Raw genomic sequence first — 21618 nt, 5'->3', positions numbered from 1 at the left:
TGTCTGATGGCTGGTGGTTCGATCGTGAGAGGTCCGACGGTGAGTGACTCCGCACTCGTCGGATCCTGACGCCCGGCGCTCGCGCCCGGCGTCCGTGGAGAGGAGTCACGCTGAACGTCCCACGCGTGGGCATCATCGGCTGGATGTTCGCGGGTGCCATCGTCCTGGCCGTGATCGCGCTGACCGCCGGCCGGAACAACCCTGACGAGCAGCGGGTCGCGCTCTGGGGCGACTCGCTGGCCTGGGAGTCCCGCGACGCGTTCGTCGAAGCGGCCCAGCAGGACGGCTCCACCCAGGCGCAGGCCCACACCTGGGGCGGGACAGCCCCGTGCGACTGGCTCGACGACATGCGCAGACAGGGCCGCCGCTGGAAACCGACCGTCGCGGTGCTCTCCTTCTCCGGCAACACCGGGTCGGAGTGCATGCGCGACCGCGATTTGCTCACCGCCTACCGCAACGACGTCACCGAAGCCGTCGAGATCCTCACCCGGCGCGGTACCGAGGTCATCCTGGTCGACGCCCCGCCCCGCAGGGACCAGGCCGTCGACGCCGACGGCCTCACCGCCCTCGACCGGCTGTGGCGCGACATCGCCAGCATGCGGTCGGGTGTCCGGGTGGCCCCGGTCGGGCAGACCCTCACCGACAAGGGCCTGTTCGTTCCGCGACTGCCCTGCGGGGCCGGCGAGACCTGTGACGCTGACGGGCTGGTCACGGTCCGCAGCCCGGACGGCGTGCATTTCTGCCCGGTCGTCCAGCCGCCGATGACGGCCTGCCCGGTGCGCTCGTTCGGCGCCGAGCGCTACGGCCGTGCCATGGCCGAGGCGGCGCGGGTGGACGACACCCCCGCGCCCTGACCGAGGCTCGACCGACATCGAGGCTCGACCGCCACCGAGGCTCGACCGACATCGCCTCTGCCAGCGATGATGGGCTGGCGGGCCTGGAGTGTCTCCGGTCACGGGACGTCCGGCACACCGGCGGCGACCGGGCACGCACGGGCAGAGCTGCGCCATCGGCGGGGCTCTGCCGCCAGGGAGCCCTCAGTCGGAGAGCGGAGCGAACAGCATGAAGGTTGTCGTGGTCGGTGCCTCGAGCGGTCTCGGCCGGTGTATCGGCGTCAGTCTCGGGCAGCGGGGTGACCAGGTCGCCCTCTTAGCCCGTCGGAAGGACCGCCTGGCCGACGCGACGAAGGACGCCGGCCCCGGTGCGCTCGCCGTCGCCTGCGACGTGACCGACGAGCAGTCCTGCGCCGACGCGATCGAGGAGGCGGCCGCCGGCCTCGGTGGCATCGACGGCCTCGTCTACGCCACCGGCATCGGCCCGCTCGTCGCCTTCGACAAGATCGGTGCGGCGACCTGGCGCCAGGCCTTCGACACGAACGTCATCGGGGCGGCCCTCATCACCGCCGCCGCCCTGCCCCACCTCGCGGCCTCGGGCGGCGTCGCGGCCTACCTGTCCTCGGTCAGCGCCTCCCTCACCTCGCCGTGGCCCGGCTTCGCCGCCTACAACGTCAGCAAGGCCGCGCTGGACAAGCTCGTCGAGTCGCTGCGCGCGGAGTACCCCGCCATCGGCTTCACCCGGGTCGTCGTCGGCGACTGCGCCGGCGGCGAGGGTGACGCCAGGACGGAGTTCACCCACGGGTGGGACATGGAGGCCATGGCCGCCTTCCGCCCGATCTGGGCGAAGCAGGGCCTGCAGGGCGGCGGCTCCCTCCTCGACGTCGCCGAGCTGGTCCAGGTCGTCGACACCGTCCTGCGCTGCGGGGGCAGCATTCCGTCCGTGGCCGTGACGCCACGGCAGCCCGCTCTCAGCTGATCGCTGCCGCCGGTCGTCGCCAGTACGCTGAGAATCTCTTCGCGGTTCGCCGGCTCCCGGCGTGCTGGCGCGGCGGCGGTTGTGCACCCCGGGTAGGTTCGGACAGGTGAGGGCATACCCGACCCGACACGCCTACATGGACGTCCAGGCGTGCGGCCAGCGTCCGAGTGTCGCCGCCGCCTGCCGCTCATGATCGAGGCCGCCGCGCCGCTGACGGACCTGTCGGAGTGGGCCCGCGGGCGCGGGCTCGAGGTTGTCATGATCGTGATGGCCGCGGTTCTGCTGACCCGGTTCGCGACCTGGGCGGGTGCCTACATCGAGCGCCGCATCGACACGCAGGCGCAGCAGTCCGACGCGGTGGTGCGCTCCGAGACCACCAAACACCGGCACGCCCTCGTGCAGGTCCTCACCTGGGTCTCACTCACGCTCGTCTACTGCGTGGCGGTCATGCTGGTGCTGCAGCGGCTCGGCGTGCCGCTGACGGGAATCGCCGCGCCGGCGACCGTTCTCGGGGTCGCACTCGGCTTCGGCGCGCAGCGGGTCGTGCAGGACGTCCTGGCCGGCTTCTTCATGGTCACCGAGCGCCAGTACGGCTTCGGTGACCTCGTCCGCCTGATCGTGCTCGGTTCGCCGACCGCCATCACCGGGACGGTGGAGGAGGTCACGCTGCGGATCACCCGCGTCCGCACGCTCGACGGCGAGGTCGTGATCACGCCGAACGGGCAGATCATCCAGGTCGTCAACCTCTCCCGCGACTGGGCGCGAGCTGTCATCGACGTCCCGATCCCCTCCAGTGTGGACGTCACGACGGTCACCACGCTGCTCGCCGAGGTCGGGGCGAACGCCTACGCCGACGAGTCGCTGCGCGGCCTGCTCCTGGACGAGCCGACCGTGATGGGGGTGGAGAGCATCGACCTCGACCAGTTCAAGGTCCAGATCGTCGCGCGGACCCTGCCCGGCAAGCAGTTCGAGGTCGGGCGGGCCCTGCGGGCCAGGATCAGCGGCGCGCTGCTGCGCGCCGGCATCCGCATCCCCGCCGTCCTCGACGCGGCCCCGCCGACCGCCTCATGACCAACCCCCTGACCCGGATCCCGGCGCGGCGCTCGACGCTGCTGCTCAGCGTCGCGCTCGCCGGCGTGTTCGCCCTCTACGTGTTCGTCCGACCCGAGTCGCTACCAGCGTCGCGCGCGTCCAACGCCGCCATCGTCGACACCGTCGTCGAGCAGGCGACGAAGAAGCTCAACGAGCAGCAGGAGCTCAGGGCCACCCCCACCGCGGACCCGTCCGGGCGGGGGACGCCGGCCACTTCCCCGGCCAGTACCGGGCTCGTCACGCCCACGCCGGACCCCACTCCGACCGTCTCGGCGGACCCGAGCCTCACCCCACCCGGCGGCACCGCCACGCCCGACCCGGCGAGCCCCGGTAGCCCCTCGGATCCCGACGCGTCTCCCACCGACGCGCCCGGCCTTCTCTGGCTCGGCACCCCGACACCGACGCCACCCGTCAGCACATCCGGCTCCCCGCCGCGGGCGCCGTAGGTCCGTAGGTCCGTAGGTCCGTAGGTCGGTGGCTGGACGGTCCGGCATCCCGCGGAACCCCGACGGACAACCTTCGTGGCGCGAGGTCAGGTGATCTGGCTCTACGTCGTCGGCACGGACCTGACGACCGGCCGGCTGGCCGCGGGCGGCCGGGCCGCGGTCTTCGACGCACTGCGGGCCCATCCGACGTTCGCTCCCCTGGTCGTCGGCGACACCCGGGTGATCGCGCCCGGGCACGGTCTGGAAGCCGGCGTCTTCCCCGCGTCCTACTACGACGGCTACATCGACGCGGTGTGGCGCCAGGCCGCCACCCGTCCGCTCACCGTCGACATCGGGACGCGCACCCACACCGGCACGGTGAACGGTGGCCTGCTGCGCTTCGATGGCGGCGTCGCGCCGTTCGCGAGGCCGAGCACGCGGGACGTCCTGTTCTGCGACGGCGCGCTCGCGGCGCCCAACGACGGGGTCACCGGCCCGGTGGCCGCCGTGCTGGGCGCCGGCTTCAACCGGTCGACCCTGCTGACCCAGGCCGTCCAGCCGGCGACGGACCCGGCGGGCTTCTACCGCGACCCGACCACCAACCACTACGCCCGGGCGCTGCACGAGCACACCGAGGACGGCCGCGCCTACGGCTTCGCCTTCGACGACGTCGCCGGCTTCGCCTCCTACATCCAGGACACGGCGCCGACGTCGGCGGCCCTCTGGCTGACCCCCTTCTAGAAACCCGCCGCCCCGGGACCCCTTCCCGGGGCGGCGAACCCAGGCGAACCTCAGGCGGATCCCAGCCGAGACCAGGCGGATCCCGGAGCCTCAGGCAAACCTCAACGGAGCCGGCGTGCGCGCAGGACAACGTCGTCGACGTGGTGGGCGCCGGCTCCGCCCACCGGCGCGACGCGCGGCCGCTGCTCGTCCACCTCCACCACCCAGTCGTCGTCGAACAGCGCGGCCATCATCGCGGGCCACACGAAGTCGGCCGGGTCGAAGCCGCCGTCGTGCTGGGGCAGGGTGTCCACACCGGCGTGGTGCACGAACAGCAGCACACCTCCCGGTGCGACAGCCGCGAGCAGCGCCCGCTCGGCCGCGGCGTCGGACGTCCGCAGCAGGGCCGGGTACTGGGCGGAGACCAGGTCGAAGGACGCCGGGGCGAACGCCGCCTCGGTGAGTTCGGCATGCACCCACCGCACCGTGACACCGGCGTCCCGCCCGTGCCTGGTCGCCCGTTCCAGCGCCACGGCCGAGACCTCGACCGCGGTCACGTCCCAGCCCTGGCTCGCAAGCCAGATGGCGTCGGCGCCCTCGCCGCAGCCGACGTCCAGCACCCGGCCGGGTGTCAGGCCGGCGACCTCGGCCACGAGTGCGCCGTTGGGCTGGCCGCTCCACAGCTGTTCCCGTTCGGCGTACCGCCTGTCCCACTGCTCCTGCACCGCGGGGTCCCCGAGGAAGGCATCGGTTGGCGAGGGGGCGTGGGAGGTGGGCGATCCGGCCGCAGCGTTGTCGATCATTCGGCCACTCTCGTCCATGACGTCCCTCGCCCCCAAGCTTCTTTGCCGTTTCGGCAAGCGGCCCCGGCCATCACCCCACGGCCGGCCGAGCCGGACGTCATGTCACATTCGCTCGGCGTTGCGCGTCCACCAGGGCAGGAACAACGGCGGCGGAGGTCTCACGGCGATGACGACGCACCAGGCGTGGACGACCGCGCAGTTCGAGGCGCAGCGACAGCACCTGTTCGCGGTCGCCTACCGGATGCTGGGTTCGCGCGCAGATGCCGAGGACGCCGTCCAGGATGCGTGGCTGCGGCTCAATGGCGGCGCGCCGGGCACGATCGTCGACCTGCGGGGCTGGCTCACGACGGTCGTCGGACGGATCTGCCTGGACATGCTGCGCTCCCGCCGGGTTCGCCGGGAGAACCATCAGGGCACCTGGCTGCCCGAACCGCTCGTCGTCACCGACGCCCAGGACGGGCCCGAGCAGCAGGCCGAACTCAGCGACGCCGTCGGGATGGCGCTGCTCGTCGTGCTGGAGACCCTGACACCCGCCGAACGGCTCGCGTTCGTCCTGCACGACGTCTTCGCAGTCCCCTTCGAGGAGATCGGGGCGATCCTTGACCGGACACCCGCGACCGCCCGCCAGCTTGCCAGTCGGGCGCGCCGCCGGGTCCGCGGGGCCCCGACCGCGACGCAGACCGATCCCGCCCGGCAACGCGAGGTCGTGACGGCGTTCCTGGCGGCCGCTCGCGGCGGCGACTTCCACGCGCTGCTCGACATTCTTCACCCCGACGTGGTCTTCCGCATCGACATCGGCTCCCGCCCCATGCCGATACCGCTGCCCGGACTGATCAGCGGCCGCGAAGCAGTTGCCAGGCATGCCGCCACGGTGGGACCGCGTTTCGCCCAGCTGTGTCACCCGGCGCTGGTCAACGGAGCCGCCGGAATCATCGCTCGAGGGCCGGACGGCGTCATCGCGGTCGCCGGAATGACCGTCGTCGACGCCACTGTCGTCGAGATCAACCTGATCCTCGATCCGGTGAAACTCGACGCCGTCGAGCCCCGCGAACAACCGGAACAACCGGAACAACCGGACCCACACATGCCTACAGGCGCACCTGAACGAGGAGGAGCGACACAGTGAGAATCGCCGTCTTCGGAGCCAACGGGCCCACCGGTCGGCTGCTGACCGAGCAGGCGCTCGCCGCCGGCCACGAGGTCGCCGCGGTGACCCGGCGACCGGCGGAGTTCCCGATCACGCACCTTCGCCTGGACGTCGTGGAGGCCGACGTTCACGATCTGCCGGCCGTCGACCGAGCCGTCAAGGGAGCCGACGCGGTGCTGTCCACGCTCGGCGTGCCGTTCACCCGCCGGTCTGTCGACGTCTACAGCGCCGGCATCCACACCATCGACGCCGCGATGCGCCGGCACGGGGTCAGGCGCCTGGTCGCAGTGAGTTCCAGCGCCACCGAACCGCACCATCACGCCGACGGCGGCTTTCTGCTGAACCGGATTCTCCAGCCAGTACTCACCGCCACCATCGGCAGGACCACCTACGCCGACATGCGCCGCATGGAGGAGTTCGCACGTGCCAGCGATCTCGACTGGACGATCATGCGGCCGTCAGGTCTGTTCGACGCGCCCGGTGTGACCGGCTACGACCTTCACGAGAACCAGGCGCCCGGCATCTTCACCAGCCGCGCGGACCTCGCCGCCAGCATGCTCGGGCAGGCCACCGACATCCGGTTCCTACGGAAGTTCGTCGCCGTGACCACCTCCGAAGGCGCCCCGACACTGTTCCAGATGCTGCGCAGGGAGGCATTCAAACGAGACTGACGAACACCGAAATCTCGATGTTCAGCCCGAGGAGTGCAGCTGAGCCGGTGACACACCCGCCGCTCGTCCGTGGGCCCGCGGGTGCGGTCAGCGGGCAGTACTGCTGGCGGTGTCGGTGCTGGCGGTAGACGACGGGATGCCTGCGCACCGCCCTCTGCACACCCGGCCCGGCCACGGGCTCCGTCCCGGCCGGAGGTACCTACCGCCCCCGGGACTCCAGGAGGTTCCGCAGCCGGGCGAGATCCGCGCGCACGTGCGCCGCGTCCCGGTCGAAGGCGTCATCCGCCACGCCGGGAGGCTGGAAGAGCGTGAAGACGACCTCGCTCCCCTCGCCGTTGCGGAGCACGCGGAGCGGGTTGTGCGTCACCGTGCCGTCCGGGAGGGTCACGTCGTGATCGAGCACACCGTGCTCCACCGGACCCGAGAAGGACACCTCGACCTTTCCCATCGGCGAGTCCGTCACCCAGCGCCCTTCCTCCCGCCGGATGCCGCTGCTGAGTCCCGCGGCCCACAGCGGAAGGTTCTCCGGGTTCCCCGCGAAGGCGGCGACCTCCTCGGGGGCACGCTCGATGGGCTGGGAGAGATGCAGCGCTCGCCAGGTCATCCGAGAAGGCTACGAGAAGCCACAGCGGTCGGCCGCCCCGGGGACCCGCCCGTCAGCAGCTCACCGGCCGCGGCGACGGACTCGCAGGTCACGGCGGCCGGCAGGTCGGGACCGGGCACTGCCACGCCCAATGACAGGCTTCATGACAGGCCTGCGCCGTCTGGTCGTGTCGGTGGCGGCTGATAGGACGGTTTCCGCAGGGGGCGTCCCGAAGGGAACCAGATGACCATCAACGAACATCTCACCGAGTTCGCCGGGAAGCCGGTGTGGGGCTTCCGGTACGAGCAGGACGGTGAGTCGTCAGACGATCACTATCGGTCCGCCACGTCCGCTCCCCCGGCCTCCCCTGGCGATGTCGCCTGGCGGGTCGCCACCTGGTTCGACGGTCCCAGCTTCGGCGACGTCTTCCAGGCGTTCCTCGACGAGGTCGACACCGCCACGGTGACCCATCTGGTCATCGGCTACTGGGGCGCCTCCTACGAGGCCACGGACGCCGTCGGTCCCGTGGGCCGGCTGGTGCAGGCCGCCGGGCAGCTGCCCGCGCTCCGCGCGCTGTTCCTGGGCGACATCGTGCTCGAGGAGTCGGAGATCTCCTGGATCGAGCAGTCCGACGTCACGCCGCTGTTCGAAGCCTTCCCCGGGCTGGAGCAGCTGGAGGTCCGCGGGAGTGAGGGGCTGGGGCTGCGTCCCGTCCACAGCCGTGCGCTGAGAAGGCTGCGGTTCGAGTCGGGCGGGCTGCCCGCCGCGGTGGTGCGGGCCGTGGGCGAGAGTGACCTGCCCGCCCTGGAACACCTCGATCTGTGGCTGGGCACCGACGACTACGGCGGCGACGCGACCGCGGCCGACCTGGCCGGCGTCCTGGGCGGCGAACGGCTGCCCGCGCTGGCGCACCTGGGGCTGGAGGACGCCCGGATCGCGGACGAGGTGGCTGCCGTGGTCGCGAGCGCGCCGGTCGTCGCGCGGCTGGCGTCGCTCAGCCTCGCCATGGGGGCGCTCACCGACCGGGGCGCCGAGTCGCTGCTGTCCGGTCAGTCACTCACCCACCTGGCCCGGCTCGACCTGCACCACCACTTCCTGGGCGACGCCATGGTCGAGCGCGTGCGCGCCGCGCTGCCCGGCGTCGAGGTAGACCTCGAGCAGCAGGAGAAGCCGGAGGACGGCTGGTTCTACGTCGCGGTCTCCGAATGATGTTCACCGTGGTCGGTGCGCCGGGCGACCGGCGCACCGGGTTGTTCGCCGCCGCGTGCCGCACGGCGGGCCTGGCCGCGCCCCGTGTCGTCCCGTGGGCTCAGGTGCTGCGCGGCGGTGAGGTGCCGGTCGGGCCCGGCACGCCGCTGCGGATCGACTCGCCCGGCGACGATCCCGAGGTGGACGCCCTGCTGCGCGGCCCCGGTGATCCGGCCCGGGTCGGCGGCGGTGCGCGGTGGTACGCGGCCTTCACCGCGGCGCTGGGGCGCGTCGCCGCCGCGGCCGAGCGGGCCGGTGCCCGCCTGCTGGGCGACGTCGACGACATCGCCGTGATGTGCGACAAGAGACTCTGCCACGCCCGGCTGGCGGCGGCCGGTGTCCCCGTCCCGGAGGCGCTGCCACCCGTGCACGGCTACGCCGAGCTGCGCGCCCGGATGGTGCGGGCCGGCCTGCACCAGGTGTTCGTGAAACCGGCGCACGGCTCGTCCGCGTCCGGTGTCGTGGCGTTGCGGGCCACGCCCGCCGGGCGGATCAGGGCCGTCACCTCCGCCGCGCTCACCGGGAGCGGCACCGGCGGCGGCTCCCGCGGCGGGAACGGCACCGGTCTCGTGAACTCGCTGCGGGTCCGTGTCCACGAGGGCGAGAGCGAGGTGGCCAGGCTGATCGACCTGCTGGCACCGGACGGGCTGCACGTGGAGCGGTGGCTGCCCAAGGCCGCGCTGGGTGGCCGTGTCCTCGATCTGCGGGTGGTGGTGATCGCCGGGGAGCCGACTCATGTGGTTGTCCGCACGAGCCGCACCCCGATGACCAACCTGCACCTCGGCGGCCTGCGGGGTTCGGTCGCGGCGGTGCGTGACGCGTTCGGCCCCGCCGGCTGGGAGCGGGCCCTGGGCGTGTGCACCCAGGCCGCCGCGTGCTTCCCCGGCAGTCTCATGGTCGGGGTCGACCTCCTCGTCGGGATCGGCTGGCGGCGGGTGGCCGTCGGCGAGGTCAACGCCTTCGGCGATCTGCTGCCCGGGATCACCGGCCTGCCCGGCACCCGGGCGGAAGGCCTGGACACCTACGCCGCCCAGATCGACGCGGCACTGGCGGCGTGCGCGACATGAACGAGGTCATCGGCAGCCACGACCTGCTGCTGGTGACCCTCGACACCCTGCGCTACGACGTCGCGGCCGAACTCGCCGCCGCCGAGCAGACCCCGACCCTGCGCGGCCTGCTGCCCGGTGGGCGCTGGGAACGGCGCCACACCCCCGGCAGCTTCACCTACGCGGCGCACACCGCCATGCTCGCGGGATTCCTGCCGACGCCGACCCGGCCCGGCCCGCACCCCCGCCTGTTCGCCGCGCGGTTCCCCGGCAGCGAGACCACCGCTCCCGGCACCTGGACCTTCGACGCGGCGGACCTCCCCACCGGCCTGGCCGAGATCGGCTACCACACGGTCTGCGTGGGCGGGGTCGGCTTCTTCAACAAGCTCAGCCCGCTCGGGTCAGCGCTGCCGTCGCTGTTCACCGAGAGCCACTGGGAGCCCGGCTTCGGCGTCGCCGATCCCGACTCCCTCAGCCACCAGATCGACCGGGTCGGCGAGGTGGTCGGGCGCCTTCCGCCCGACCGGCGGCTGTTCCTGCTGCTCAACGTGGCCGCACTGCACCAGCCGAACTGGTTCTACCTGGCCGGCGCCACCCGCGGCCACGGTGACTCGCGCGACTCCCACGCCGCGGCGCTGCGTCACGTCGACCGGCAGCTCGGGCGCCTGTTCGCCCTGATGCGCCGCCCCTGCCTCGTGATCGTCTGCTCGGACCACGGAACGGCGTACGGCGAGGACGGCCACACCGGCCACCGCCTCGGCCACGAGGTCGTCTGGACCGTCCCCTACGGAGAGTTCGTGCTCTCATGAACGGGCCCTACCAGCAGTACGTGTACGCGTACCCGCACAAGACCGCCTACCGCCCGCTGTCACCCAGGCCCGCGCTGCGGGACGTATGGGCCGCCCAGGACCGCTCCGCGCTGTTCCTCTACCTGCACGTCCCGTTCTGCGAGATGCGATGCGGTTTCTGCAACCTGTTCACCCGCACGGGCGCGCCCGAGGAGCTCACCGGCGCCTACCTCGACGCACTCGAACGCCAGGCCACCGGTGTCGCGGACGCCCTCGGCGACGCCGCGTTCGCCACGGCGGCCTTCGGCGGCGGCACCCCCACCTACCTGACCGCCCCCGAGCTGGGGCGCCTCTGCGACATCGCCGCCCGCCTCGCCCCGCTGGGCGCCATCCCGCTCGGGGTGGAGACCTCCCCGGCCACCGCGACGGCCGACCGCCTCGCCGTCCTGCGTGAACGCGGCACCACCCGTGTCTCGATCGGCGTGCAGAGCTTCCTGGACGGCGAGGCCCGCGCGGCCGGCCGGCCCCAGCGGCGGGCCGAGGTCGAGTCCGCGCTGGAACGCATCCGCGCCGCGGGCTTCCCGACGCTCAACATCGACCTGATCTACGGCATCGGCGGCCAGACCCCGGCCACCTGGCTGCACTCCCTGGACGCCGCCCTCGCCTGGCGCCCGGAGGAGCTGTACCTGTACCCGCTGTACGTCCGCCCGCTGACCGGCCTGGGCCGGCGCGAGCTCGACTGGGACGACCAGCGCCTGCAGCTGTACCGCCTCGGCCGCGACCACCTCCTGGCGAACGGGTACGAGCAGGTCTCCATGCGCATGTTCCGCCTGCCCCCCGGCACCACTGGCGCCCCCGGCACCACTGACACCCCCGGCACCACTGGCGCCCCCGGCACCCCCGGCACCACTGACACCCCCGGTACCGCTGGCGCCGCGAACCGCGTTCCCGGGCGGCACCCGACCGGGGCGGAGTACTGCTGCCAGACCGACGGGATGGTCGGCCTGGGGTGCGGCGCCCGTTCCTACACCTCGGCCCTGCACTACTCGTTCGAGTACGCGGTGGGTGCCCGGCACGTGCGCGCGATCATCGATGACTACGTCCGGGAGACCGAGTTCGCGAGCGCCCGGGTCGGTTTCGCCCTCACCGGCGACGAGCCCCGCCGCCGCCACCTGATCCAGTCACTGCTGCAGGCCGACGGCCTGGACCGGGCCGCCTACCGGGAACGTTTCGGCACCGACGCGGCCACCGACTTCGACCTCACCGCCTTCGCCGACCATGGCTGGCTGGAGCAGACCCCGACCACCCTGCGGCTGACCCCCGACGGCCTGGCCCGTTCCGACGCTCTGGGCCCCGCCCTGTTCTCACCGCAGGTCCGCACCCTGATGACCGGCTACACCCCGCACTGATGGCACTCCCACTCCCGCCCGGCCCCGTACCCGGACGTGCACCCGGACCCGTGCCCGAGCCCGTGCCCGAGCGCCACGACCGCATCGCCCCGCGGCAGCTGACGATCCTCTATCGCGGCCCGCTGGCCAGCTGTGACTACGACTGCCCCTACTGCCCGTTCGCGAAACGGCGGGACACGCCCGCGCAGCTGCGGGCGGACCGGGCGGCGCTCGAGCGTTTCGTCGGCTGGGTCCGGGAGCAGAGCCACGGTGTCTCGGTGCTGTTCACGCCGTGGGGCGAGGGCCTCGCCCGTTCCTGGTACCGGCGGGCGCTGGTGGAGCTCAGCCACTGCCCGCAGGTGGAACGGGTCGCGATCCAGACCAATCTCAGTCACCGGGTCGACTGGACGGCCGACGCGGATCCGTCCCGGCTCGCTCTGTGGTGCACCTACCACCCGGGCCAGGTGCGGTACGAGCGTTTCCTTGCCCGGTGCCGGGACCTGACCGCACGGGGAGTCCGCTTCAGCGCCGGCGTCGTGGGGCAGCCCGAGCATCTGGACGCGGCACGCCGCCTGCGCGGGGATCTCCCCCGCGAGGTCTACCTGTGGGTGAACGCGGCCGAGGGCCGTACCTATACCGACGCCGAGGCCGCCGGCTGGGCGGAGATCGACCCGCTGTTCGCCCACAGCCGCCACCCGCATCCCAGCCGCGGCCTGCCCTGCCGAACCGGCGAGACCGTCGTGTCCGTGGACGGCGAGGGGACGGTTCGGCGCTGCCACTTCGTCCCGGCCGTGCTGGGCAACCTGTACGACGGTTCGTTCCGCGCGGCGCTGCGCCCCCGACCGTGTCCCGTCCCCCGGTGCGACTGCCACATCGGCTACGTCCACCTGGAACCGCTCGGACTGTCCCACACCTTCGCCGGCGGCATCCTGGAACGCATCCCCGCCGCCTGGCCGAGCCAGACGTCGGTCTGGACGGCGCCGGGCTGGAGATGAAGCACCGCCCTCGCCGTTACCCGTCGAGAGTGAGTCCTGCCAGGTCGCCGGTGTCACGCCAGGCCTGCAGCAGGTCGTCCATGGCGTAGAAGCCAGGCCAGTAGGGGTCGCCGAGGACGGAGCGGATCCGCTGCTCGCCCTCGTTGTTGTAGTAGCCGGGCGTGCACTCGCGGGCGAAGTTGGTGTTGTCGATCTCGTTAGCGCGGATCGTGGCGACCCACTCCTCCTGCGCCTCGAACGTGGGTTCCACGGTCGCCGCGCCGCGGGCGAGGGTCTCGCTGATGACGTGGGCGATGTGGACGGCCTGCTGCTCGAACATCGCGGGCACCGCCGCCGTGATGCCGCCCTGGATATAGCCGGTGAAGAACTGGTTCGGGAAGCCGTGGGTCATGATCCCGTGCAGCGTGCGGTAGCCCTCGCGCCAGTGGTCGTAGAGCGACCGGCCGTCGCGACCGGCGAACGGGTGGATCGCGAGCCGCCGGTCGAGGTCGGTGGTGATCTCGAAGCCGCTGGCGAACACGATGCAGTCGACCTCGTGCTCGACACCGTCGGCGACGATGCCCTTCTCGGTGATCCGCTCGACGCCCCTGGTCGCCGACACGTCGATCAGGGTGACGTTCGGGCGGTTGAACGTCGGCAGGTACTGGTCGTTGAAGCACGGCCGCTTGCACAGGAACCGGTAGTACGGCTTGAGGATCTCCGCGGTGTCCGCGTCCTCGACGATCGCGTCGATCCGGCCGCGCAGCCGCTCCATCACCTGGTAGTCGACGAGTTCGCGCAGCTCCATGAACTTCGCCGGGTCCGCCATGGCGGCCCAGCCGCCGGTGGCGTCCAGGTGCGCCTGCAGGTTGCGGCTGATCTCGGTCCAGCCGTCGCAGATCAGGTCCGGCTGGCCCGGCGCGAACGCCTCGTACGCGGCGGTGTGGAAGTTACGACGGCGTTCCTTCTGCCAGCCCGGCTGCAGCGAGGCGGCCCATTCCGGGTCGGTCGGGATGTCGCCACGCTCGTCGATCGACGACGCGGTGCGTTGGAAGACGTAGAGGTGCTCGGCGGTCTGCGCGATGTGCGGGATTACCTGCACGCCGCTGGCGCCGGTACCGATCACCGCGATCTTCTTGCCGGCCAGCTTGTCCAGCCCGCCGTGCAGGTCGCCGCCGGAGTACTCGTAATCCCACCGGGCGGTGTGGATCGTGTGGCCGGTGAACTCCTTGATACCGGGGATACCGGGGAGCTTCGGCTTGTTGAACGGCCCCTGGCACATGACCACGAACCGAGCCCGGATCTCGTCGCCCCGGTTCGTGTCGAGCTTCCAGCGCCTGGCTTCGGCGTCCCACTTTTGCGACCGCACCAGCGTGCTGAAGATCGCGTGTTCGTAGAGCCCGTAGTGCTTGCCGATGCGCTGCGCGTGCTCGAGGCACTCGTCACCGCGGGCGTACTTCTCCCTGGGGACGTAGTCGGTCTCTTCGAGCAGCGGCAGGTAGCAGTAGCTGTCCGTGTCGCACTGGATGCCGGGGTAGCGGTTCCAGTACCACACGCCGCCGAAATCACCGGCCAGCTCGATGATCCGGAAGTTCGTGACACCGGCCTCGGCGAGCCGGACCGCGGCCACCAGGCCGGCCCAGCCGCCGCCGAGAATCGCCACGTCGACGTCCTCGACTATCGGTGTCCGGGGCACGACCGGCGTGTACGGGTCGGCCTCGTAGAACTCCTCGAAGTCCCCCTCGGTGACCAGATACTGCTGCTGCCCCTCCGGACGCAGCCGCTTGTCGCGTTCTAACAGGTACTTGGTCCGGAGGGCATCGTGGTCGACCTCAGGCGTGTCGGTAGGAGCGCAGTTCTGCATTCGGGTTCCTCGCTTCGGAGCCGGTGCGAGTGCCAGAGACCGCTGCTGCCCGGCCGCGGCAGCGGTGAGGCGGCCGGCCGACGTCCGCCGCGCTCACTCTGGACGCGACCGTATTGCGGTGTCAATATCCACCATACGGTTCTAGCCGTCGGCGATGAGGAGTCCACTGACGGGACGACCTCCTGGGTCCGAGCTGCCCCGGGGGCGCCCCGGGCTCTCGGCGCCCGGCCCCGCGCATCGTCGTAGCCGTCGACCGACAGTCGGGAGCGCCTGATGAGTGGAAAGTCCGCAGCACCAGAGAAAGCGGCACCGGAGAAGCTCGAGCTCGACCTGTCGGACGTCGACCACCGGGTAGGTCAGCTGGTCGGCGGCGGGCAGTTGTACGACCCGTGCAGTTCCTCCGACGTCCGTCGCTGGGTGATGGCGATGGACTACCCGAACCCGTTGCACTGGGACGAACAGTTCGCCCGCGCGTCGCGGTTCGGCGGGATAACCGCCCCGCAGTCCATCGCGGTCGCGTTGGACTTCGGCCACGGCGCCCAGCCGGCATGCGTGGGTTACATCCCCGGCAGCCACCTGATCTTCGGTGGCGAGGAGTGGTGGTTCTACGGCGTGCCGGTCCGGGTGGGCGACAAGCTGTTCCAGGAGCGGCGTTTCCACGACTACAAGGTCGTGGAGACGAAGTTCGCCGGCCCGACGATGTTCTCCCGCGGCGACACCGTCCACACCAACCAGCGCGGCGCCCTGGTGGCCCGCGAGCGCTCGACCGCGATCCGGTACCTCGCCTCCGAGGCCGAGAAACGCGGCATGTACGCGAACCAGCTCGGGGCCGTGAAACGCTGGACGGACCAGGAGCTGCGCGCGGTCGAGAAGGTCCGCCACGACTGGCTCCTCAGCAACCGCGAGGGCGTCTCGCCGCACTTCGCGGACGTCAGGGTCGGGGACACGCTGCCGCGCCGGGTGATCGGCCCGCACAGCATCGCCAGCTTCACCACCGAGTACCGGGCCTTCCTGTTCAACATCTGGGGCACGTCCCACTGGACCGCGCCGCCCGGCGTCGAGGACCCCTGGATCAACCAGGACCCGGGCTGGGTCGACGGCTTCGGCTTCGACGAGGAAGGTGCCAGGATCGACCCGAGGCTGCGCGACGGCCTCTACGTCGGACCGTCACGCGGCCACATCGACGCCGACAAGGCCAGCGAGGTCGGCATGGCCCGCTCCTACGGCTACGGCGCCACCATGGGCGCCTGGTGCACCGACTACCTCGCCTACTGGGCCGGCCACGACGGCCTGGTCCGCCACACCAGGGCCAACTTCCGCGGCCCCGCCTTCGAAGGCGACGTCACCTACTTCGACGCCGAGGTCGTCGACAAGCAGGCGGACTCGGCGTGGGGCGTGCCGCTGGTCCAGGTGAAGCTGAAGCTCACCAACCAGGACGGCGGCGTGCTGGTTGACTGCACCGCCGAGATCGAGCTGCCAGCCGGGCGAGGCGGCGACAAGGCGGGGGGCTGAGTTCCACAGCCCGGTTATCGCCGCTACCGAAGTCGGACTGGTCGCCGGAGCTCAACGACGGGTCCACTCCAACGACAGGTCCACTCTGTCGAACCGCGAACGGGAACTCGTCGCCCTGCGCGTCGCCGGCCGTCGCAGGTGTGACTACGAGTGGGCGCAGCACGTGGTGCTCGGCGAAGACGCCGGGCTGTCAACCAGCGGGGTGTCACCCCGGTCAGGTCCAGAGGCTCCAGCAGCTCATGGAACTCGGTGGTCTCATTGCTTTTCGCGTCGATCTCCCGCTGACCCACGAGCCGGCCGGCCCGTGGGAGACGACCGGCGAGCGAATGGACCTGGCCACCGTCGGCGCGTCGCGCGCCGCGGCTCCCACCACCACAGCCGCGGCGCGCGACAAGGCGCCCACAGGCACGCCGCACTCCAGACCACGCAGACTTCAGACATCTCCGTGATCTGCAAGCGGCGCGCCTGCTTGTCTGTGAACGACACGCCGTCAGGCCGTGTCCATCCCCACGAACCAGCCCGACCCGACCTATCCGTCAAAGCACGAGCGTGCCGAAGCACTGTCCACGGACGTCCACCGACGTCCACCGGCTCGGGTACAGCGATGGGTACACGGTCGCTGGGATCCCACGAGAGCCGAGATCCCAAGCAGGACCCATACATTAGGTAAAGAACTTCAGGGGATCATCCATCGGATTGGGAGTCTCATTATCCCGCGAGGCGGTAGATGATCCCGCCCACCACAGGGCGGAATCATCTACCGCCGGTCACTCACTTCGAATCTCCGCTGTCATGACCGCCGATGCGGCCGGTCGCCATGACAGCGGAGAGTGCTGGCCCACTCGACATCGTCCGTTCAGACCGGTTTCGAGATCGACTCGGCCCATTCTCAGGTCACAGGAAGTCGACCATGAGCTGCCTGAGGATGTTCTCGATCTCCTGCCTGATGATGTTCGCGATCTCAGCGTCGGCCTCAGCGTCGGCCTCGGCGTCGGCCTCAGCGTCGGCCTCAGCGTCGGCGTCGGCGTCGGCGTCGGCGTCGGCCTCGTTCTGGTTCTCGTTCTCGGCGTCCGCCTCGTTCTCGGCGTCCGCGTCAGCGTCAGCCTCGTTCTCGGCGTCCGCGTCGGCCTCGTTCTCAGCGTCCGCGTCAGCGTCCGCGTCAGCCTCACCGGTGGCCTCGTTCTCAGCGTCGGCCTCGTTCTCAGCGTCCGCGTCAGCGTCCGCGTCGGCCTCGTTCTCAGCGTCCGCGTCAGCGTCCGCGTCAGCCTCACCGGTGGCCTCGTTCTCGGCGTCGGCCTCGTTCTCAGCGTCCGCGTCAGCGTCCGCGTCAGCCTCACCGGTGGCCTCGTTCTCGGCCTCGGCGTCGGCCTCACCGGCGGCCTCGGCCGCAGCCGCACCGATGGCGTCGGCACCAGCGTCGGCCTCACCCACGGCGTCGTTCTCGGCCTCAGCCTCGGCGTCTGCCTCACCCACGGCCTCAGCCTTGGCCTCGTTCAGAGCCGTGCTGTCGTTGTTGATGTTGATGTAAACGACAGGGCTGTCAGCAGCCTTACCGTGCTTGCCCTTGTCCTTGTCCTCGTGCTTGTCCTTGTCGTAGGACTGCTCGTACTTGTCGTAGGGCTGCTCGTACTTGTCACCAGACCAGTACGTGGCAGGTGTGACGGAAGCCTGAGCCGAGCCCGCGGTGGCGCCGAGTGCCGCCGCGAGGAGCAGCGCTCCGAGACTTCCCGACGCCGCAGCCTTTCCAATTGACATTTCCACTCCTTTAGACATTAAGCACATCAACCATTAGCCGCACCCACAGCAGGTCTCCTTGAAGACCTCGATTAACAATCTTCCGACTGGGTAGGCAGGTCGAACCTTACGGAGCGCAGGCGTTCGCGGCAACGAGCGACACGGCCTCTTTGTTTTGCGCGTGCAAGCTACGCAATGAGCAGAGGGAGTCGCCTATCGACTCCTTGAATTTCACAGATTCCCGTTGCCCCTAAAGGGAGCAGCCAAACACTAGATCGCCCCTTGGTGAGACAAAAACTCGCACCTGGACGTCACCCGGAACCGAAATATACCCAGATCTACTCGCGGCGCGGCGCGAAAACAGACGGAACAAGCGGCTTGGCATCACAGTTCAGGACCTGTCGGCCAACAGGAATAGCCTCGATCTTTCGCGGGCTGGGGTTCGTTGATCGTGGGCTGTCCTCCCGGCTTTGTTGATGTTGAGTTGTGGGTTCGGCTGGGTCGGGCCGTGGCCGGCTGCCTCACTGTCGCGTGAGGTGGACGCCCGGTCCACGTTCCGGGGCGGGTCCTTCGGGTCGGCGGGGCGGGGAGGTCGGTGGCTATCCGGGTGCGGGCAGGGCGCGTAGCTGGGTGATCGCCTCGACCGCGAGTGATGCCCAGGGATGGTGGCCGGGTAGGTGCACGACGGTGCGGCGGGCATGGTGGGCGATCCGGCCGGCGAGGCGGAAGAGCCGGTGGCGTAGCCGTTTCGGTTCCCAGCGGCGGGCTTGGTGGCCGGTCAGGGCGAGGATCTGGGCCCAGGCGGTCAGGGTGAGCGCGAGGGCGACGACTGCGCACCAGATCTGGTTCTGGGCGAAGTCGTGCAGGGGCAGGTTGGCCAGGCCGGTGTCTTTCGCGCCGCGGATACGGTCCTCGCAGCGGGCGCGGTGGCGGTGGCGCAGTTCGAGGGTGGCGAGCTGGCCGCGGGGGCTGTTCGTCGCGAACGCGGTGATCCGGTTGCCGTCGGAGTCGGTGATGCGTAGCTGGGCGCCGGGGTGCGGGCGTTCACGGCGCAGGATGACCCGCATGCCCGGCGGCCAGCCGGACAGGTCGAGCAGCCCGGTCAGTTCCGCGACCCATGCCCCGGGCCGGGGCACCCCGCCGGCGTCATAGGCCGGGGTCCACGCCTGTGCGGGGAGTGTGGCGATGAGGTCGGCGTGGTCGTCGGTGAGGGTGAACCCGACGGAGTAGGCCACCCGACGCTGGTGCAGCCAGGCGACGAACTCGTGGGTGCCCCCGGCGCCGTCGGTACGGATCAGGACCTTTCTGCTCCGGCGTAGCCGTCGTGGTAGCTGCGCGAGAGCGCCGTGGCCACGGTGATGCGGTCGGCCGCGGTGTTCGATCCGGCGTTGCCCCGGCGCAGCAGGACGGCGGCGGGTTCCCCGGTGCCGTCGGTGCCGTGGTCGATGAACGCCCACAGCGGATGGAACCCGAACCCTTTCTTGAACGTCGGCTTCGCCTGTTCCTTCTCGGAATGGGCCGGGACCAGGGTCGCGTCCAGGTCCACGACCAGCGGATCGTCAGCGCTGACCGTCTGGTCCGGGGCGTGTGTCCCGGCGAGTGCCCACACCCGTTCCCGCGCGGCCGCCACCGCTGCGAACACCTCGGCCAGGACCCGGTCGACATCGGCTGCGAGCCGGTCGACGGTCCGTGACACCGTGGGGTCCGACGCCACCGCTCCGAACAGTTCTGGCTCGGCGCGCAGCAGGCCGATGTCGGCCAGGCTTCGTAGACCGCTTGTTTTTGGTTTCGTGGCAGGCTGGGGCTGTTCGATGGCTCGCCAGCCCGGGGGTGTTGGCGTGTTGTGGTTGATCGGACCGTACGGTCCGGGTGTGTCTGATGATCCGTCGGCACCGTCGGTGCCGACGGATGACGAGCTCGCGGCGCTGGTGGTGAGCCTGCAGACGGATCTCGCGCGGGCGCTGGAACGGATCGCCGAGTTGGAGGCCCAGGTCGCCACCGAAGTCGCTGCGGAAGAAGACCGCCCGGCGGCCCGGTGGGCAGAGCGGGCATCCCGGGCCGACGCCGCGGATGGTCGCCGATCCCGCTGTCGGCGGGCACGGTCGGCGCGATGACCACCCGCTCCGCCGCCGGACTGGACGGCTTCCGTGAGGCCGTGCGTGATCTGCTCGCCGCCGCCGAGGTGATCGGTGCCGATGAGACCGGGCTGCGGGTCGCAGGGAAACTGCACTGGCTGCACTGCGCCCGCACCGACAAGTACACCCTCATCGGCTGCCGCCCGAACCAGGGAACCGCGGGGATCGACGCCCTCGACGTGCTGCCCGACTTCGATGGGGTGGTGGTCCACGACGCCTGGGCGCCCTATGAGTGCGCCACGAGGCGTGGGTGCGCCGTGAAGCGCTGGGAATCGAAGGAGGTGCGAGACCTCCTCGCCGGGCTGTCGCAGCAGTCTGGTGGGAGCTGAGCGCAGTCTCACCCGAGAGTGACGCAGAGGGGGCCCGCGTGACATCGGGACGTGACTCAAGTCGGATCGAGACCCGACATTGTTTCCCGGCAGCTTCCTGGGAACCGGGGTGGCGCGCGCTGCGTCGGAACGGGAAGCCTTTCCCTTTCGATACCGACGGAGGACAGATGTATGCCTTCACCTCGGCACAGACGCACGCGGCCAGCGCGGTCGCCGTCGCCTGCCTGACCGCGCTGCTCGGCGGCTGCGGGTCCCCGCCCGCGGAACCCCAGCAACTGGGCCCGGCGGTGCCTTACGGGCTCCCCACGCACTGCGGCATCAGCGAGGCGCACTACCAGGACCGCTACTACGAGCTGGTCCCGCCGCTGCACGACGGCAACTTCAACCCGCCGGACGGCTGGGGCAACCCATCCCAGACCGGAATCCTGACGCCCGTGAGCGAGACGGAGGTCGTCTTCACGGATGACCCCGGGCATCGCGTGACCTTCACACTGCGGCCCGGCGCCACCACATGGAAGCGGCTCTGCGACTGACCCTCCCGCGGACGCGCGGGTCTGGCTCTGACGGCCACGGCTCGCGTCCTCAACGCTGTCGGCCGACGGGGCTCCTGGACACCCATTGAGCCTCTGAGGGGTGTGGGCTGTCGACGCGCCAGCGAGCGTGGCGCCCCGGCGCCGCGCGCAGCCGTCGCCGCGCGCAGCCGTCGCGCGGCGTGGGCCCGCACCCCAACCTTGAAGCCTTCTACCACCGCGGTGAGAAGGAAGGCCTCGCTGCGGCGACGGTGCTCCAGATGCACCGGATCATCTCCCGTGCGCTGAAGGCCGCGCACCGGCGGGGGGCGGGTCGCCCGGAACGTCGCGACGCTGGTTGATCCTCCCTCCGTCGACCGCGACGAGGTCCGTCCGCTCACGGCATCGGACGCGCGGGCCGTCCTCGACGCGGCTAACTGGATGTTTGATTTGACTTGATTGCGGCTTCTCTTCTATTGAGAATCTCGCCAGGTTGGTGTCGATTCGCCCGTTACGCGCCTGGCCGTGTTGTCGATCATGGCGATGTGGATCATTGCTTCGGAGCTGGCGGGCAGGGTCTCGTAGTCACGGGCCAGACGGCGGTGGAACATCAGCCAGCCCAGAGTCCGCTCGACGACCCAACGCCGTTTCACGACGTGGAAACCGCGGGCCCCGGTGTTTCTGGAGACGACCTCGACGTCGACACCGAGGGTGGCCCCGTGCTCGACCACGGTGTTCTTGAAGCCTTTGTCGACCCAGGTCTTGGAGATCGCCCGGTAGGTGTCTGTGACCTGGTCGAGTAGCCGTATACCCAGGGCGTTGTCCGACAGACTGGCGG

Annotated in this window: 21 protein-coding genes and 2 pseudogenes; 17 read left to right on the top strand and 6 right to left on the bottom strand. The window is 70.8% G+C overall.

Annotated elements, in window-relative coordinates:
* The first annotated feature begins 125 nt into the window (after positions 1–125).
* From B207_RS0122500 to B207_RS35000, 5 genes and pseudogenes are all read left to right on the top strand, one after another.
* Positions 126–854 carry a DUF459 domain-containing protein gene (locus tag B207_RS0122500; protein WP_018638861.1) on the top strand — a complete coding sequence of 243 codons (729 nt, stop codon included), beginning with the start codon at positions 126–128 and terminating at the stop codon, positions 852–854.
* A 208-nt stretch (positions 855–1062) separates the two neighbouring features.
* Positions 1063–1812, top strand: coding sequence for an SDR family oxidoreductase (locus B207_RS0122495; protein ID WP_018638860.1), 750 nt, complete (start codon positions 1063–1065; stop codon positions 1810–1812).
* Between the two features lie 189 nt (positions 1813–2001).
* Positions 2002–2883, top strand: a complete 882-nt coding sequence (locus B207_RS0122490) for a mechanosensitive ion channel family protein (RefSeq protein ID WP_026311329.1) — start codon at positions 2002–2004, stop codon at positions 2881–2883.
* Entirely contained in the window at positions 2880–3350 is a 471-nt protein-coding gene (locus B207_RS0122485) for a hypothetical protein (RefSeq protein WP_018638858.1), read from the top strand. Before B207_RS0122490 ends, B207_RS0122485 begins: the two co-directional genes overlap by 4 nt.
* A 117-nt stretch (positions 3351–3467) precedes the next feature.
* Positions 3468–4070: pseudogene (locus B207_RS35000) on the top strand (beta-1,3-glucanase family protein); the annotation flags it as partial.
* Between the two features lie 101 nt (positions 4071–4171).
* Here B207_RS35000 and B207_RS0122475 read toward each other — a convergent pair.
* Entirely contained in the window at positions 4172–4852 is a 681-nt protein-coding gene (locus B207_RS0122475) for a class I SAM-dependent methyltransferase (RefSeq protein WP_018638856.1), read from the bottom strand.
* A 166-nt stretch (positions 4853–5018) separates the two neighbouring features.
* On the opposite strand from B207_RS0122475, the gene sigJ reads away from it, so the two are divergent.
* A complete protein-coding gene (sigJ, locus tag B207_RS0122470; RefSeq protein ID WP_018638855.1) occupies positions 5019–5978 on the top strand; it encodes an RNA polymerase sigma factor SigJ in 960 nt (319 codons plus the stop codon).
* Positions 5975–6670 carry an NAD(P)-dependent oxidoreductase gene (locus B207_RS0122465; protein WP_018638854.1) on the top strand — a complete coding sequence of 232 codons (696 nt, stop codon included), beginning with the start codon at positions 5975–5977 and terminating at the stop codon, positions 6668–6670. Before sigJ ends, B207_RS0122465 begins: the two co-directional genes overlap by 4 nt.
* A gap of 199 nt (positions 6671–6869) precedes the next feature.
* Here B207_RS0122465 and B207_RS0122460 read toward each other — a convergent pair whose 3' ends face one another.
* Positions 6870–7274, bottom strand: a complete 405-nt coding sequence (locus B207_RS0122460) for an SRPBCC family protein (protein WP_018638853.1) — start codon at positions 7272–7274, stop codon at positions 6870–6872.
* A gap of 222 nt (positions 7275–7496) precedes the next feature.
* Here B207_RS0122460 and B207_RS0122455 point away from each other — a divergent pair, with 222 nt between their 5' ends.
* The 5 genes from B207_RS0122455 to B207_RS0122435 are packed head-to-tail and all read left to right on the top strand — an operon-like array spanning position 7497 to position 12718.
* Positions 7497–8462 (top strand): STM4015 family protein, encoded by a 966-nt coding sequence (locus tag B207_RS0122455; RefSeq protein WP_018638852.1) that lies wholly within the window; start codon positions 7497–7499, stop codon positions 8460–8462.
* Positions 8459–9568 (top strand): STM4014 family protein, encoded by a 1110-nt coding sequence (locus tag B207_RS0122450; RefSeq protein WP_018638851.1) that lies wholly within the window; start codon positions 8459–8461, stop codon positions 9566–9568. The genes B207_RS0122455 and B207_RS0122450 overlap by 4 nt, the downstream gene beginning before the upstream one ends.
* Positions 9565–10356, top strand: a complete 792-nt coding sequence (locus B207_RS0122445) for an STM4013/SEN3800 family hydrolase (protein ID WP_051102624.1) — start codon at positions 9565–9567, stop codon at positions 10354–10356. Before B207_RS0122450 ends, B207_RS0122445 begins: the two co-directional genes overlap by 4 nt.
* On the top strand, positions 10353–11744 hold the full coding sequence (locus B207_RS0122440) for an STM4012 family radical SAM protein (protein WP_018638849.1): 1392 nt from the start codon (positions 10353–10355) through the stop codon (positions 11742–11744). Before B207_RS0122445 ends, B207_RS0122440 begins: the two co-directional genes overlap by 4 nt.
* A gap of 50 nt (positions 11745–11794) precedes the next feature.
* Positions 11795–12718: an STM4011 family radical SAM protein gene (locus B207_RS0122435; RefSeq protein ID WP_018638848.1), complete on the top strand. Its 924-nt coding sequence runs from the start codon at positions 11795–11797 to the stop codon at positions 12716–12718.
* A 16-nt stretch (positions 12719–12734) separates the two neighbouring features.
* Here the strand turns inward: B207_RS0122435 and B207_RS0122430 are convergent, their stop codons facing one another.
* Positions 12735–14561: a flavin-containing monooxygenase gene (locus B207_RS0122430; protein WP_018638847.1), complete on the bottom strand. Its 1827-nt coding sequence runs from the start codon at positions 14559–14561 to the stop codon at positions 12735–12737.
* A gap of 273 nt (positions 14562–14834) precedes the next feature.
* Between B207_RS0122430 and B207_RS0122425 the strand changes: the two genes are divergently transcribed.
* The gene (locus tag B207_RS0122425) at positions 14835–16073 is read left to right on the top strand and encodes an FAS1-like dehydratase domain-containing protein (protein ID WP_018638846.1); all 1239 of its coding nucleotides are present in this window, start codon (positions 14835–14837) and stop codon (positions 16071–16073) included.
* On the top strand, positions 16012–16743 hold the full coding sequence (locus B207_RS42980) for a carboxymuconolactone decarboxylase family protein (protein WP_230205170.1): 732 nt from the start codon (positions 16012–16014) through the stop codon (positions 16741–16743). Before B207_RS0122425 ends, B207_RS42980 begins: the two co-directional genes overlap by 62 nt.
* Before the next feature lie 224 nt (positions 16744–16967).
* Here the strand turns inward: B207_RS42980 and B207_RS34995 are convergent, their stop codons facing one another.
* Both B207_RS34995 and B207_RS38765 read right to left on the bottom strand, forming a co-directional pair.
* A complete protein-coding gene (locus B207_RS34995) occupies positions 16968–17828 on the bottom strand; it encodes a hypothetical protein (RefSeq protein ID WP_018638845.1) in 861 nt (286 codons plus the stop codon).
* 578 nt (positions 17829–18406) lie between these two features.
* Positions 18407–19779 (bottom strand): annotated as a pseudogene (locus tag B207_RS38765) (IS1380 family transposase).
* Here B207_RS38765 and B207_RS41780 point away from each other — a divergent pair.
* The 3 genes from B207_RS41780 to B207_RS0122405 all read left to right on the top strand — a co-directional run bounded on the left by B207_RS41780 (position 19679) and on the right by B207_RS0122405 (position 20804).
* Entirely contained in the window at positions 19679–19921 is a 243-nt protein-coding gene (locus tag B207_RS41780; RefSeq protein ID WP_230205173.1) for a hypothetical protein, read from the top strand. The pseudogene B207_RS38765 and the gene B207_RS41780 overlap by 101 nt on opposite strands.
* Complete coding sequence (locus B207_RS41775; protein WP_051102620.1) at positions 19918–20271, top strand: IS66 family transposase; 354 nt, start codon at positions 19918–19920, stop codon at positions 20269–20271. Before B207_RS41780 ends, B207_RS41775 begins: the two co-directional genes overlap by 4 nt.
* Before the next feature lie 167 nt (positions 20272–20438).
* The gene (locus B207_RS0122405; protein WP_018638843.1) at positions 20439–20804 is read left to right on the top strand and encodes a hypothetical protein; all 366 of its coding nucleotides are present in this window, start codon (positions 20439–20441) and stop codon (positions 20802–20804) included.
* A 449-nt stretch (positions 20805–21253) separates the two neighbouring features.
* On the opposite strand, the gene B207_RS0122400 is transcribed toward B207_RS0122405, so the two are convergent.
* On the bottom strand, positions 21254–21618 hold a 365-nt coding region (locus B207_RS0122400; RefSeq protein WP_018637615.1), incomplete at its 5' end, for a transposase.

It is taken from the genome of Parafrankia elaeagni (assembly GCF_000374165.1).
GTDB lineage: Bacteria > Actinomycetota > Actinomycetes > Frankiales > Frankiaceae > Parafrankia > Parafrankia elaeagni.
The sequence above is the reverse complement of the archived record's forward strand: the minus strand, read 5'-3'. Positions and strand labels throughout refer to the sequence as shown.